Raw genomic sequence first — 15,114 nt, 5'->3', positions numbered from 1 at the left:
ACAGGCTAAATCGTTCCCCGGCCTTGCTGCAGCAGTGTCAGGGGCCGTTTTTTACCGACCGAGACAGCAGGCCAGACTGCAATCAGGATTGAGAATACCAGCATTCCAGCCAGTCCACTTAGAATGGCAAACCAGGGTACGGACAGATCGGGGTGCAGCCCGCCGAAAAAGCTGAAGTATTGTGCAATCCCGGCACCACACCAGCCTGCCATCATACCGAAACCAAAGCTGATCAAGCCAGCGACAATGCCGATCAGCAGCCCTTCTGCCAGAACGACAAGCACGAGTGACCAGCTGGTAATGCCCAGCGAACGCAGGACACCCATTTCCCAGCGGCGAGATCTGACTGAGACAATGATGACATTCAGTACGCCAAATCCGGCGATCAGAATTGTGATCAGTGGAATCTGGCTCAACATCCAGATCCAGCGACTGGCGGCACCGCGGGTAATGGCACGAATATCTTCAACAGGCATCATGCGCAGTCCACGAGCACCTTCAGAAGATGCCAGGGGATCATCATTGGCTGCTATCGCAGGGACCTGCAGTTGTGTTTGGGCAGCCTCTAAGATCTGATCTGGATTGGCCTGATTCGAAGCATAATTGAACCAGACATACGAGGCGACCGGTTTGTTGAAGTCCTGGGCGACCGATTCATAGCTGGCAAAGACCAGCGCGGCTGCCCGATGGGTCCGGGACCGGAAGCCGGTCAATTTTGTCTGCCAGTGCCAGCCTGGTAACCGCACTGCACCAGCAATGGTGTATTTTATCGGTTGATCCGGATTCTCGGGTGGAACCAGTGTGAACTGATCTCCTGTCGCGAGTCCTGTCTCCTTCAAAAAGTGATCGGGGACTACGCAGGCATTTCCCTGTTGCAACAGAGGAACAGCAGACTCGGGTGAACCAGCCACCCATTCCAGGTCGAACAGGGGACGCTCTCCCAGAAACGCACCTTCCGGATCGATGCCGACGATGACAACATTGTCCTGCCTGGTAACCGAGGCCCGTTCAGCACTATTTGTCAGATCGTTCAGCAGGCGCGGCTGTTCAACTACGATCGGTTCACACCGCTCAGGATCGATGCCGGGAACTGCAGCAAGAGCGGCTGCTTCCTCTGGGGGAATCTCAAGCGCACGAAAGGCGATCAGCGCATCAGGCGCCCAGGGACCAGGAATGAAGGCTTCCAGCATCGTAAATCCCCAGACCAGAATTCCAATATACAGCCCCATGCCTATGGCGATGGAGATGGCGGCTCCTACCGTCCGCCATAGATGGTTGGTGATCTGGCTGCGCAGCAGTTTGGGATCGAGTCCGCACAGTCGCGCCAGTACAGGGCTGCCCCAGCGATCAACCAGAATCACAATTCCTGGTGACAGCAGAACGAAACCGACAGCCATTGAGGTAAAACCAATGACTAGCGTGGCAGTCATGCCACGGGTTTCTCCTGGAGGAAACAGAAATACCAGCAGAGGGTTGATGCAGATCAGAATCAACCCCAGTCCGACGGTTTTCCAGGGCGCTGTCTGCAGCCCAGCGAGTTGCGGACGCGGAGCCATGGCATCGATTGGTTTGACGCGTGTGACCTGCCAGATTGGAATCAGTGATGCCAGAAATGCACCACCAAAAGTCGCGAATGCCGCAAGCAGGAGACTGAATGGTCCCACGGACGAACCGTGGTGCAATAATCCTCCCGACGCACGAACGGACATCCAGAGCAGCAACTGACCAAGCAGAATTCCCCCCACAAAGCCGATCGCTGCCAGCAACAAACCTTCACAGGCAATCAAGGAGCCGACTTCAAAACGTGTAAAACCAATCGCACGCAGGATGGCATACTGTCGAACACGTTCCGTGATTCCCATACTCAAGGTCGAGAAAATGACGAGCATCGCAATCAAAATGGCGATGCCTGTTGCCGCATATGACTGAATCAGAACATTCTGCGCACTGGCTGATTCATCAAGTGCTTCTTCAATATCAATCGATTCCTGAAATTGCACAGGGGTTGAATAGCGACTGAGCCGCGGACCCCAGCCAAAGCGAAAGCGGGTCAGGTCAGCGTCTGGTTGCAGCGCAACGCCGATCATGCTGATCTCTGCCTGTTTGGCGAAAAGTTTTTCGGCGGCAGCAGTGGAAACAAAAAATTCACCAGAGCCGGGAGTGATGATCTGGATTGCTGCTTCTCCGCCAGGACCAATGATGGTGGGAGCATCGACAATTCCGATCACCTGAAACGGCTCTGTTTGATCACCGTCCCCGATGGAAACAGAGTCACCAGTTTTAAGCCCCCATATTCTGGCAACATCGGCTCTGACCACGGTTTCACGTGAGTTCAGCCGGGAAGGATCCAACCAGTGACCAGCGTGCATGTCGAAGGGAGGCTCATGCGAATCGGTTGCCAGTATCATGGAAACCGGTCGTCTCTGCGAGGCCTGATCCGGTGGGGACGATGAATTGTCATCAGGAGAAGCGGGCGGGGCGTCAGTCAGGGATGATTCCGTTTTCTCATTCTTTAGCGAGAGAAGTGGTCGAACTTTCAACATCTCTCCCCAGAAGGGATCGGCGGCTGCAACCGAGGTATCGCTTCTCAAATCGGAAAGCACTTCGGCAGGTATGACCGTTTCGCCATTCAGATCGATGGGAGCGACTGCCAGTTCGTAACGCCCCAAAACCAGATCTGAATAAATGTCAAAGTTTTTCAGAAGCATATCATATCCACTGGCTACCCAGACCACGATGCAGGTTGCTGCAATGGTCGCCAATGAAGTGAGCATCAATCTGGTGGGACGTTCTCGTACAAATGAGAGGGCAACGCGAAAAACTTTTCTCACACCATTACTCCCGTAGCCGAATTCAGAACTCCCTGGTACTGGCTGGCGATTTCCTGTGGATCAAATTTGCCGCTGGGAGCAAATTCCGCGAGGTTCTTTCCATCTTTAAGAACGACGACCCGGTCGGCCCACATGGCGACGTGCGGCTCATGTGTCACAATTACGATCGTTCGATTTTGCTCAGTACAGAGTTCGCGCAACAGTCGACAGATTTCCTGGCCGGAAACCGAATCGAGACTACCCGTGGGTTCGTCAGCCATCAGGATGGCCGGATTGGTGATCAGGGCACGTGCGATGGCGATCCGCTGCTGTTCGCCTCCCGAGAGGGCGTCCGGCTTGTGAGTTCGTCGGTCTGTCATTCCCAGTCGTTCCAGCAAAGCACCCACACGTTCTTTAAGCCCCGGTTCATCCAAGGCAGGCAGACGAATATTGTCTTCCGCAGACAGACTGGGGATGAGGTTAAATGCCTGAAATACCAGTCCGATATTGAGTCCGCGAAATTTCGTCAACTCATAGTCCGAGAGCGAAGCCAGATCCTGACCATCCACGCTGACTGTTCCCGCATCAATGTCCGTCAGGCCGGTCATGGCATGTAACAGTGTGCTCTTGCCTGATCCGGAGGCACCCATGATGGCAACCAGTTCTCCGGTCCGTACAGTGAGGTTGACTCCGTCCAGCGCAGAGATGGTCGTTTTCCCCTGGTGAAAACGTTTGACAACGGATTCGACTTTGAGCGGAGGCGCAGAGGAATGGTCGAGAGTGTTCATGTTGAATATATTTCAGTCAAGGGGAATCAGGAAGAGACTTGATACGCTCTGCCTTACATCGCAGAGCGACCTGACTGCAACAGTTGCAGCAGTTTCATACGACAGATCGAAAACGCAGGCCACAAGGCGGCAATCAGGCAGAGAAACAGCGTGATTCCAAATCCCAGGCCGATCTGCTTCCAGGGGATGACCAGTGAGGGGCGCAGCCCGCCAAAAAAACTCACATACTGTGAGATGCCCGCGCCACACCAGCCCGCCATTACTCCAAAGCCCAGACTCAGACAACAGGCTACCAGTCCGACCAGCAAACTTTCGGCTAGAATCAACCGTGCCAATGCAGAGCGTGAGAGCCCCACGGCCCGCATGACACCAATGTTCCAGGTGCGTGCCCGGATGGAAGCCATGATGGTATTGAGAACCCCCAGGCCAGCGATCAGCAGCGTCACCAGAGGTAACTGGCTCATACCCCAGATCATCCCATCGGCTCGATTATGGATCAAATCCTGGACTCCCTGTCGGGTACTGATACGGACAGCGGAACCAAAGTTGGTGGCACCGATCTTCCAGGTTCCCTGGTAATTAGTTGGCTGCGCTTTACCTGAATATGTGGCGGCAATCTTTTGCAGGGAATTTCCCATGTCATCCAGCGAAGCGTTAGCTTCGGTTTGTGTCCAGAAGAAATTGATCTTCTTAAAGTTAAAATCATGACGCACTGTATTGATATCAGCAAAGACCATGGCGGCAGCCCGGTCTCCGCGACGACGCAGTCCGGAAAGTTTTGTCATCCAGTGCCAGCCGGGAAGTTCAACGATGCCGGCGACTTCATACCGAAAGGCTTTATCAGGATTTTCCGGCAAGAGTACTTCAAAGGAATCTCCCAGTCCTAAACTCGCTTCTGTAGCAAAGTGATCGGGGATGATGCAGGCCCGATTATGTTTCATTTGCTCTGCAGCAGTCTGGGGATCCCCTTCCAGAAAGCGGAGATTCAACAACGGATTAGAATCGCTGATGCCCCGCTGAGGATCGACGCCAATCAGCACGATGGAATCCTGGCGTGAGACGGAAGTGCGTTCCTTACTGCCTGTCAGATCTTCCTTAAGTTTTGTCTGTTCCACAGCCAGTGGCAGACAGGTTTCCGGGCGAAACCCGCTGACATTCGCGACTGTTTGAAATGCTTCATCGGGAATACCACCTTCTTTGAAGTTGACCAGCAGATCGGGCACCCATTGACCGGGGACAAAAGGTTTTAGCATGGAATAGCCCCAGATTTGAGTAGAGACAAATAATCCCAGTCCCAGGGTGAGTGCTACACATGTACCAAGTGTTCGCCAGAGATTGGATGAAAGTTCTGCTGAAAGGAGCCGGGGATCGAGCAATAAGATTCGTGCCACCAAGGGGCCCAGGATGCGTTCAATAATCGTGATTGTAATTGGTGCCAGCAGCACAAATCCGATCGCCATCGTCGCGTAACCCAGTGCCGCGTAAATCGCGTATTGTGACTGATTCTGCATAGGCAAGAGGAAAATAAGAATGGGGTTGATGAGTATCAGCACGAGACCGATGGTAGAAAGTGCTATCAACAAACCACGCGAGATGCCTGCTGTTCCAGAGCGGGCTGACATCGCTTCCAGCGGGCTGACGCGCATTGCCTGCCAGGCAGGGAAAACAGACGCCCCCAGGGCGCCACCAAAAGCGCAGGTTCCAGATAGTATGATGCACCACGGACCCAGACCGGTTTCCTGTGTAAAGAGGGTCGGCTGTGCAGATTGCATCAGTTTCAGAATGCCCCAGCCAGCGGCGAGACCACCCAACCAGCCAATCGCTCCCAATAACAAACTTTCCAGTCCAATTAAGATGCCAATCTGTCCCGGTGTCATAGAGACAGCTCTGAGCACCGCGAACTGTCGGGTTCGTTCATTCACGCCCATGCTCAATGCAGTAAAGATAATAAACAGCGCTGCCAGTAATGCGATGCCGGTTGCTGACCAGGCCTGACTGCGAGCGCCGGATACGGAACGACTGTTACTGATATCTTCGGTGATGTCGCTGGTCGACATGAGTGTCAGGGGGGGAGTCTGACTGGCCAGGCGCGACTCCCAACGAGCTTTGAATTCAGCAGGCTGGGCACCCTCTACCAGGCGAATCTGTGAAATCGTGATCGGGGGAGGCGATTCTCCCAGGACGATTTCTGCAACAGCAACCGGAACATACAGGGCCGCCTGTGCTGGTCCACGCGAAGGACTCGGTCCGCGAAAGCCGCCGATTGATCGTACCTGTTCCACGATGCCGACAATGGTTACCTCGACTTCGCGGTTGACCTGCTGGAGATGAACCTGATCACCTACTGAAACATTGAATGCAGCAGCACTGCCACTGCTGATCACGGCTTCAAGGGCAGCGGAGCCGGGCTCAATCCAGCGACCCGCTTTCATCGGGTAAGGGGGATTAGCAGCATTGGTTCCAACCAGGGTTGGACTGAGAGGAGGTATGAAGCTCGGGCCGCGAGGTCCTTTGGAATCCGGTTTACTGCGTTTGTCAGACTGCGATGTGTCAGCTGGTAGTTCATCTGATGTGGGGAAAGCTGGTTTGTTACGTGGGGATTTATTTTTTAAAGGTTTCATCTGGATCCGACTTTGTATTTCAGAAACCAGTTCCACCACAGATTCATCCTGACTTATTTCCCGTATCATTTCTGCAGGCAGCATGATCTTCGGTTCCGCGCCGACTCCTGTCTGAATTTCTTCCTGCGCCAGGACAAATTGATAGCGGCCCATATAGTCATCAGAAAAATCATCGAACTGTGCAGTCAGCGCGTCATAACCACTGACTACCCAGATGACTACACCGGAAGCAGCGACGATGGATAACGCAGTAAGGAGAAAGCGGGCGGGATGACAGTGAATTTGTCCGAAGAGGAGTTTTAAGATCAGCTTCATGGTGTCTCAATTTCTGGTCCTGGTAACAGAACCGCTTCCTGGTAAAACGCAGCCAGCGCCTGAGCATCGGGAAATTGTTTTGTTTCGAATTCCGTCAGTTTCTGACCATCCCTCAGGACGATTACTCGATCAGCCCACATGGCAACATCAGGTTCATGGGTTACGACAATCACTGTTCGGCCCAGATCGTGGCGGAGTTCCTTCAACAGTCGACAGATCGTCTGGCTGGTGACCGAGTCCAGGCTGCCCGTCGGTTCGTCGGCCAGTAGCAGGGCAGGGTCGGAGATCAATGCCCGGGCAATGGCGATTCGCTGTTGTTCTCCTCCACTTAAAGCATCCGGACGATGGGCACCCCGATCCTGTAAACCAATTCGCTCAAGTAATTCGTCAACGCTCAATGGTCCCTGTTCACCTCCTGCAAGGACCGGGAGCAGAATGTTATCGCGGGCAGTCAACGTCGGAATTAAATTGAAGGACTGAAAGACCAGTCCGATCTTCCGTCGACGGAAGCGAGTCAATGCGGGATCATTCAATGACGTGATTTCGGTTCCATCAATCAGAACTCGTCCCTCGTCGGGCTGAGTGATGCCCGCCATCAGATTCAGCAATGTGCTTTTACCTGATCCACTGGCTCCCATGATGGCGACAAATTCGGATTGATTGACCTCAGCGGAGACTCCATTCAGAGCCAGAACACGTTTATCTCCCTGTTGAAAACTCTTTGTCAGATTCTCGATCAGGAGGGGGTGGGATCCAGTATGACTGGTTATAGTGGTAGATTGTGGGCTGGCCACGGATTTGGTTGTCACTGATTCTGATTCCTGTTTCTCTCGACACAAAAAAGCAACTTATTGTTTAGAATCTTGCAAATCATCTGAATGTGGTTGGTCAGGCTTAGAATTCGCCGATGATTTCACCTCCGGCACGTGTCCAGAGCCCATGATAGAGAGTCTGATCGATCGAATCCCCGACAAAGCGAACACTGCCATCGCAGAGAACGACATTAGCACCACCGCTGTGATAGCTGCGAGCCGCCGTCAGTTTGGATGAACCAGTAACAGCGTCCGGAACTTTACTGTTGGGTGTCAGATAGCCGTTCATGACCGGTCCAAAGGGAACACTGCCGCGCAACCAGGAGAGCATTCGCGAGCCTTCTGTGTTCGGATAGGGAGGCGCAGCTGCAACCTCGGGATACCCTCCTTCCATGCGATACATTCTCACGTCATTATTGGTTCCGGTTGTGTTGGTACCCGGGCCGCGTGTTGATTCGGCAAAGGCGATCGTATTCGTCGTTCCGTCAACGATGTCGCGCATTTTGTTTTTCGCTCCTACCCAGAAAAGACCATTGCCAGGAGCCAGCGGATGAATAGGGTCATAGGTACTGCCATTGTCGAAATCGACGCCGTCTCCCTGATTAGCTGCGTAGTTACAACCGGCATACTCATATAAATTCTGGTAAGGCTCGATTGCCACCTGGGGGCCCGGGTCACTGGGGCACAGAAACATGGGAATAACCGTTTTGGCCACAGGTTGCAGCTCAGCAGGCAAGGGTTGAAATGCGGGGTGTCCCAGATGAAGGTTGAAGTCAATCAGATTATTGAGGTTTGTCTGATCGGAATACGGCAGCAGACGAGCCAGAGGTGAGAAGTCATCGGGGTAGCCACTGGTCAGCGGGTTACCCGCATTGGGAAGCGTCTCACCATAGGTACTGACATAATTGTGCATCGCCAGACCGATTTGTTTCATATTATTTTTACACTGTGTTCTACGGGCCGCTTCACGCGCCTGCTGCACAGCGGGTAAAAGTAAAGCGATCAGAATTGCGATGATGGCGATCACCACAAGAAGTTCAATCAGGGTAAAGCCACGTCTTAAACGCATGGAAGTACCTTCCTCAATATAAATAACTCATTTGTGAAATAGACGGACGAGTGGATTGAGAAGGTGATCCGGAGGCTGGCTGCTGGCTGGCGAAGTCCATCGGCGTACGAACTGTTTATTACTGCAACAATCGTTCCAGCGAGTTTCAGACCGGCATTGTCTTTGATCAATACCTGATACAATGCAGGAAATATGAGATGTGAGTGCAGGGTTAACAGAGTGGCTGTCAGTGAAACCGACATCGGTGTCGAAACGATAGCCATGGGCGTTTTCGGAATGATAGGTCCGAAAATGCTTTATAGCAGCTTGAGTCAATTGATTCTCAGGGGTATTGAGCTAAGATAATTCAGAGATCGATTTCTGGGTCGGGCATTGAAATATATTCTGACATGCAGCGTCGATCCAGCTACGACGACCAATCCATCCAGCCATCGCACGGACTGTCGCTCCACAATTTCCATTGTCTGGGGAGCCTTCCCCAATCTATCCTGATTCGACTCGCATTCTGATTTATAAAGGTGACTTCGATGGCCGGAAACCAGTTTCACACCACGTTAGTAAATGCTGCCATCTTCCTTCTGATCCTCTTTACCAAAACCACCGCCGCAGAACAGCCAGGGCAAAGCGAAGTGGGATCGCGGGGATTGAAATCTGGTTCGATCAGCCAGTTATCCGGCTACGCAACCACAAAAGGCAAGCTTGATTCTGGACAGACTCAAGTTTATGAATTGAATGCTGCTGAAGGAGATTATGTGCAAGGCCAGCTGGCAGGACCTCAATTATCTCTGGCATTATTGAACCGCGAAAATCAACAGGTGCGGATGCTGGCCAGGGGAGAAGCTATGCGGCAGGATTTTCGGTTCATTGTAGAAAATAAAGGTCCCTACAAACTGGAGGTCTCGGCAGCAGAACCCGCGTCATTTTCGATTCAGCTGAAAGCATTTATACCGCGAAATGAACAGTTTCCTCCCCCCGATGTACTTCAGAGTCCAAGGCTCCGTGAACTTGAGGAAACAGTTTCGACGAGTGGTTCTACTGAGCAGTTCTGGCAGGAAATGCAGAAACAGGGTACACCACTGATTGAAACAGCAAACGTTATACCCCCATTGTCAAAGGGAACCGCGCTGGTCACTTTCCTCTGGCGCGGCGCTTCTCGGAACGTACGTCTGTTCGGTGCGCCTTCAGGCGATCACGATGAGCTGCGGCGGCTTAAAAATTCGGATGTCTGGTTTGGCAGTTATCGGGTACCTCTTTCGTCACGCATTGGATATAAACTGGCCCCCGATGTTCCTGAATTTAAAGGTACATTCTGGGAACGACGGCGCGCAATACTGGCGACTGCCCAACACGATCCATTTAATAAGAAGTATTTTCCTGAAGATGCAGTCGACCAGTACGACGGCGAATCATTTGTCGAACTCCCGGGTGCTTCCAAGCAACCATGGATTATAAAAAACAATGACACTCCTGCGGGAAAAGTAGAGACTCATCGATTCAGTAGCAAGATTTTCGGAAACATACGTGATCTGTTTGTGTATCGACCGCACGATTATCAGGCCGCTTCAAAGCAGAAATGTCTGCTGCTGGTGTTTGATGGTGAAAAATACCTCAATGACATCAAACTGCCAGTAATTCTGGATAATTTGATTGCGATGAGGATGATCCCTCCGACGGCAGTCGTTTTTATAAGTAATCCCAGTGGTGAAAGCCGATCACTCGAGCTACCCTGCAATCCTGATTTGGCCCGTTTCCTGGCCGAAGAACTATTTCCCTGGATCAGGCAGCAGAAGCTGGATACAACCAGAGAAAAGACAGTTATTGCCGGTGCCAGCTATGGTGGTCTTGCCGCCGCGTATGCGGGATTAAAACATCCGGAGCTGTTTGGCAATGTCTATTGTCAGTCCGGTTCATTCTGGTGGTCACCCCGTTCCACCCCGGAGATGTCGGAAGTAGAGCCAGAATGGTTGACCCGACAGTTTGTGACCGCTCCTGTAGAAGACGTTCATTTTTATCTTGAAGCAGGCCAGTTCGAATCCAATCCGCGAGGCGGGGGGAGTATTCTCGGTACTACAAGGCATTTGCGTGACGTGTTGCAAGCAAAAGGCTACCTAGTTCAACTGCATGAATACGCCAGCGGTCACGGTTATTTCTACTGGCGATATAATGTCCCTGATGCTCTGATAAGACTTTTGGGAACGCAGCATACAACAACAGATTAATGCTGGTTTCGTTTTCAGTGATACAAACTCTTTGGTTGATCTACCTAGAGCGCATGACATTTAAGTATACTGTCTCTCAATCTAATATACTCGGGCCAGGCAGCCTTGGAGACGTTACAGTAAAACTGGAGACAGTCTAGAGAAACTCTATGTTATCAGGCGTTAATTCAATTCAACAGGAAGACGTACTGCCAAAATGTCTCAGAATTATCTGGGAATTCACAATGAGGCAGTTGAGTTTCTTTAAAAATCTAATCAGGTACGGATTGCGTGATCTTTGACCTGAGAGTTTTAAGGGCCATGCCTGGAATGCGTGCAGCGGCTGCCTGATTATATTGACATCGTGACAGGATCTCATCAATACAGACATGTTCAATCTCACTTAGCAGTTCGTCATGCAGTCTGGCTCGATCTTTAAACAAATCCAGATGTTCCACTCTCTGATTCAACCAGCGATTCCGAGAAGCTTTCCATTCGTAAGACTCTGATTTTCTGCCTCAGAACTTCGAGGATGGGGAAGATGTTCCAGGGAACTGGGAGCCCTTGTCCCGTACAAAACCCTCTTCGTAACGACTTTTGCACGGGCTGATTCCGGAACTTGTGAAGTCAGTGAAACTTACAAAAGTGAAAGTCCACAGCGACTCGGAGGTAACTCGTAGCTTTCGAAGATTTGACTGGCAGGTTAACAGCAGCCGCGACACCGGTATTAAAGGTGAGCTGAGTCAACTCTGCGGCCCTGCAGAGTACTGAAAGAGGTCGTCAATCGAATGTAAACCGTGTCTCAGCGGGCTACAAATATAGTGACATCACCTTATTTTACAGCATGTTACCAATGTGACTGATTTTACCACGATGATCCAACTTTTTCATCCCCTGCCGACACTGATTGCGACTGCTTTTGACAGCCTGTTGGCCAAATATGTCCTCTACTTGAAAAATGAGAACCGGATTCTGCAGGATCGTCTACCAGGTGAGATTCACACAAAACCACACGAACGTGCGCAGCTCTTGAAATATGGTAAGCCGCTCGGAAAATCGATCAACAAACTGATTACGATCGTCACTCCCGGGACCTTTCATCGCTGGATAGCCAAGCATACTTTGGCAGCATTGCAAAATGTATTTGATGCCTATGTCGAGCAGGGGCCGTTTCTGCGAATTCTTATGACCATTGGGAGCGACTTTGATCGTGCGCAGATAATGGACGAACTCTTCTGCATGTCCGACCTGGAATAGTGATGTTTTCGAAGCGACTCCTTTTTGCGCGATGAAGTTAATCAGGTGAGTTGTCGCAGCACGGTAACGGCGGATGGTCTGTAATGAGGACCGCGATACCTGTTCGTGATGGTTAAGCCATCTGGTTTGCAAATCATCGATTTGAACCGGTTCAAAATTGAAGACTGAGTGAGTATGTGTCTCCAACTGGGAATTGATACGCGCGGCCATCTGCCGCGCCTCTTCTTTATCCGGTCCTATTTTGGGTCGCAAACGCTTTCCATTTTCATGGTAGGTGAGATACCAGATTTTACCGCGGAGATCGCCACGAACTTTACCGATTCGGAATGATGCCTTACGGTTTTGCTTTGATGATTGCTTCATCAACAGAGCCTTTCAGAGAACCCCCGTGCCACAAAACGCCACAAAATGTGCCACAAATGGGAAGCTCTGGAGCGGTCCAGATAAAGCAAATGCCGCTGAGTTATAGGGTTACAACTCAACGGCAATCAAATAAGCGGAGAGAGGGGGAAACTCGGCTCCCTGTTTTTATCTTACTCTAGCATAGTAGCGTTTAAGCGTCAAACCCCTATTTTTGTAGGGGAAGCAGCCTTATGGTTACTTCTGGTTAGTGTTGGTTGTTTTCTGTTATTTGTCAATCGTTTCAGCACACTTTCAGCACAAATCGATTTTAGCCATGCTCCTGCCCCAGCCACCAGCGAATCAACTGCTGTGTATGCTCGAAAACGACGGCGCGGCAGAAAGAAGTCGGAATCCCCGGATGTCCCGGTAGTAGCCGCTGATTATTCTCGCTTCAGTTCGAATAACCAACGCGATGAAAGTATCGATCAGCAGCAACAAAAGTGCCGGGAACACGCCTCCCGATTAGGCCATACTATTCTATCTGCTAACGAATTTGAAGACAGGGCCGTATCCGGAACAAAACTTGAAAGAGAGGGCCTGAATGAAATGCTGGAGGCAGCGAAGCAGGGAAGATTCAATGTACTTTATTTGTATAGCCTGAGCCGACTGGCTCGAGAATCGGTGATTACCTTACCGATCCTCAAGAAGCTCGTCTATGTCTACGGTGTTCGTTGTATTTGTGTGACTGAAGGTATCGACACTGATACAACGGGCTGGGAAGTTATCGCTGCGATTTTTGCGCTGATCCATGAACAGTTCATTAAAGATTTAAGTGCAGCTGTTATCCGGGGGCAGGAGGGGGCCCTGCTCAGTGGTTATTCTGTGGGCGACTGGTGTTTCGGTTATGGCTCTGAGCCAGTACTGGGATCGGAACAGAATCGCGCAGGCCGTAACAGTAAGCCGCGAAAAATATATGTGATCAACCAGGAGCACGCAGAGTGGGTCAGTCAGATCTTTACCTGGTATGTCGATGAAGGAATGTCAATTGGCCAGATTGTCAAAAGACTCAATCATTTAAAGGCGCCTAAAGATCATCGTTCTTCGAGTAAAGAGTGGCACCATGACCTTATTGTGAATCTGTTGTCGAATCCGAAATATGTTGGTGACTGGCCCTGGGGAGAGATGCAAAACGTGCGTGACCCAGAAACAGGTATTGTTTGTCAGAAGCCACGTTCGGAAGAAGAGAGTGAACAATGGAAACGTGAATTTCCCCATCTACGTATCATTGATGACAGCACTTTTCGGAGAGCACAGGAACAACTGGATGCGAATGCACAAAAGTGGGAAAAGCACCGCCGTACTAATGGTAAGTTTACCGGCTCTTCCACCGAAACGAACGGTCGCCGCAAAGTCAGACTGTTGCATGGGCTGTTGAAGTGTGCCCAGTGTGGTAGCCCGTTCCATTCTGATGGCAAGCGAGCCCGATGTCGCGGCGGTAAACGTGGTACCTGTAAATCTATCACCTCTGTGCCATTAAAGCTGCTGGAATCGATGATTCTCGAAAGAATCGGGACGGTCATTCTGGAGGATGATCAGTGGTTTAAGTGTGTCTTCAATGATCTTCTGAAGCTGCATCGGGAATACGAAAACCGGGTCCCTGCGACGATCAGAGAGAAAGAGCGGGAGTTATTCCAGGTGACTCAAAAGATCGAGCGCCTTGTCGATCTGGTCGAACAGGGGGATGCCCCAGAGGATTTGCAGCGACGTCTCAAATCCAGGAAGGAAGAACAGAAAGAAATCCAGTATGAGCTGAAACAGCTCCGGCTGGAACGGAACCACAACCTGGGAACACCTTCCAAAGCATGGCTCAGGGAACGGCTTAAGCAGTTGTTTGGTGTTCTGAAGGAATCTTCGCCTGCCGCCAACAGGGCCCTGAGTGCCCTTGTTGGTGGGGAAATCATTCTGGAAGAAAACGAGATCCCTCTCAGAAAACGGAATTTCTTTCGAGGGAGATTCCGGCTCAACTTCAGAGGCATTTCGAGTTTCCTTGCTGACACCTCAGCTTCGGTTGAGGGGACTGGACAGGGTGAAGAAGTCGTGATTGACTTCATCCAGCCGGATAAAGCAGATCAGCAGCGCGAGATTGCCAAACGGATGTACGACGCTGAAGAACCGGAATTCATAATTGCTGAAGCATTAGGCGTCAGCCGCAGCAGGGTCACGAAGCTTATAGATGAAGTCTTTGAACTACGGGGCGAGAAAAAACCGGATGGACGTTCCCGTCGATCGCGACTTGCTGTGAAACACAAAGAACCGCCCCCGTATCAGGCGATCGCGGAGGAGGTCATGAAACTGTTCAGACAGAAAGTGAAGTATGGAAAGATAGCCAAAGCTCTGAATGTCGACCGGAATACGGTGACCAGCTCAGTCAAATACTGGCACGAGCAACGTGGGTTACCTGTACCCGACGGACGTACTCGCAGAAAATTACTTTGACAGTCACTGTTTTTTATTCCGGTCACTTTCAGTATGCCGACCACCTTTGCGGGTGGTCGGCCATATCATTTTTTTAGATATCAGGGCGACTGACTGTCTGCGTAAAAAGAGAACAGGAATGGGATCTATTCACTTGTTTGGTCTGTACTTATCTGTTTTTACATCCACGGAAACATCATTCTCTGCCCCCTCTGTTTCTGTGATGCATTCCCCTGAACCTGAAGGTCACACTGAAAGAGTTTTCATAAGAATGTCTTATACCTGGGACATGCCTTCCCTGAATCACAGTTGAGACGAGGGAGAAATTGACTCCAGCAATTCGAAATCACGGATTTTTCAGATTTCTGGTGACAAGATTGCAAGATCCTCACACTTTGCATCTTAAATCTCTTTCAGCAGCACTCAC

9 protein-coding genes are annotated in these 15,114 nt (G+C 51.0%); 3 read left to right on the top strand and 6 right to left on the bottom strand.

The features are described 5' to 3' along the window. Nucleotides 1-5: 5 nt before the first annotated feature. The 5 genes from ACN0YH_RS13660 to ACN0YH_RS13640 form a co-directional block, all read right to left on the bottom strand. On the bottom strand, nucleotides 6-2,831 hold the full coding sequence (locus ACN0YH_RS13660) for an ABC transporter permease (RefSeq protein WP_417380123.1): 2,826 nt from the start codon (nucleotides 2,829-2,831) through the stop codon (nucleotides 6-8). Beyond that, entirely contained in the window at nucleotides 2,828-3,598 is a 771-nt protein-coding gene (locus ACN0YH_RS13655) for an ABC transporter ATP-binding protein (protein WP_417380122.1), read from the bottom strand. Before ACN0YH_RS13655 ends, ACN0YH_RS13660 begins: the two co-directional genes overlap by 4 nt. Before the next feature lie 53 nt (nucleotides 3,599-3,651). Further along, complete coding sequence (locus ACN0YH_RS13650; protein ID WP_417380121.1) at nucleotides 3,652-6,534, bottom strand: FtsX-like permease family protein; 2,883 nt, start codon at nucleotides 6,532-6,534, stop codon at nucleotides 3,652-3,654. Continuing rightward, nucleotides 6,531-7,343 (bottom strand): ABC transporter ATP-binding protein, encoded by an 813-nt coding sequence (locus ACN0YH_RS13645; protein WP_417380120.1) that lies wholly within the window; start codon nucleotides 7,341-7,343, stop codon nucleotides 6,531-6,533. Before ACN0YH_RS13645 ends, ACN0YH_RS13650 begins: the two co-directional genes overlap by 4 nt. Before the next feature lie 85 nt (nucleotides 7,344-7,428). Further along, entirely contained in the window at nucleotides 7,429-8,415 is a 987-nt protein-coding gene (locus tag ACN0YH_RS13640) for a DUF1559 domain-containing protein (RefSeq protein ID WP_417380119.1), read from the bottom strand. Nucleotides 8,416-8,942: 527 nt separating this feature from the next. Here ACN0YH_RS13640 and ACN0YH_RS13635 point away from each other — a divergent pair. Beyond that, on the top strand, nucleotides 8,943-10,634 hold the full coding sequence (locus ACN0YH_RS13635; protein WP_417380118.1) for an esterase family protein: 1,692 nt from the start codon (nucleotides 8,943-8,945) through the stop codon (nucleotides 10,632-10,634). A 251-nt stretch (nucleotides 10,635-10,885) separates the two neighbouring features. Here ACN0YH_RS13635 and ACN0YH_RS13630 read toward each other — a convergent pair whose 3' ends face one another. Further along, a complete protein-coding gene (locus ACN0YH_RS13630; protein ID WP_417380366.1) occupies nucleotides 10,886-11,071 on the bottom strand; it encodes a helix-turn-helix domain-containing protein in 186 nt (61 codons plus the stop codon). A 415-nt stretch (nucleotides 11,072-11,486) separates the two neighbouring features. Here ACN0YH_RS13630 and ACN0YH_RS13625 point away from each other — a divergent pair, with 415 nt between their 5' ends. Next, complete coding sequence (locus ACN0YH_RS13625) at nucleotides 11,487-11,870, top strand: hypothetical protein (RefSeq protein ID WP_417380117.1); 384 nt, start codon at nucleotides 11,487-11,489, stop codon at nucleotides 11,868-11,870. A 711-nt stretch (nucleotides 11,871-12,581) separates the two neighbouring features. Continuing rightward, the gene (locus tag ACN0YH_RS13620; RefSeq protein WP_417380116.1) at nucleotides 12,582-14,708 is read left to right on the top strand and encodes a recombinase family protein; all 2,127 of its coding nucleotides are present in this window, start codon (nucleotides 12,582-12,584) and stop codon (nucleotides 14,706-14,708) included. Nucleotides 14,709-15,114: the final 406 nt, after the last annotated feature.

Source organism: Gimesia sp., from assembly GCF_048262075.1.
Lineage (GTDB): Bacteria > Planctomycetota > Planctomycetia > Planctomycetales > Planctomycetaceae > Gimesia.
Note: the sequence above shows the minus strand (reverse complement) of the source record. Positions and strands in the feature narration are given on the sequence as shown.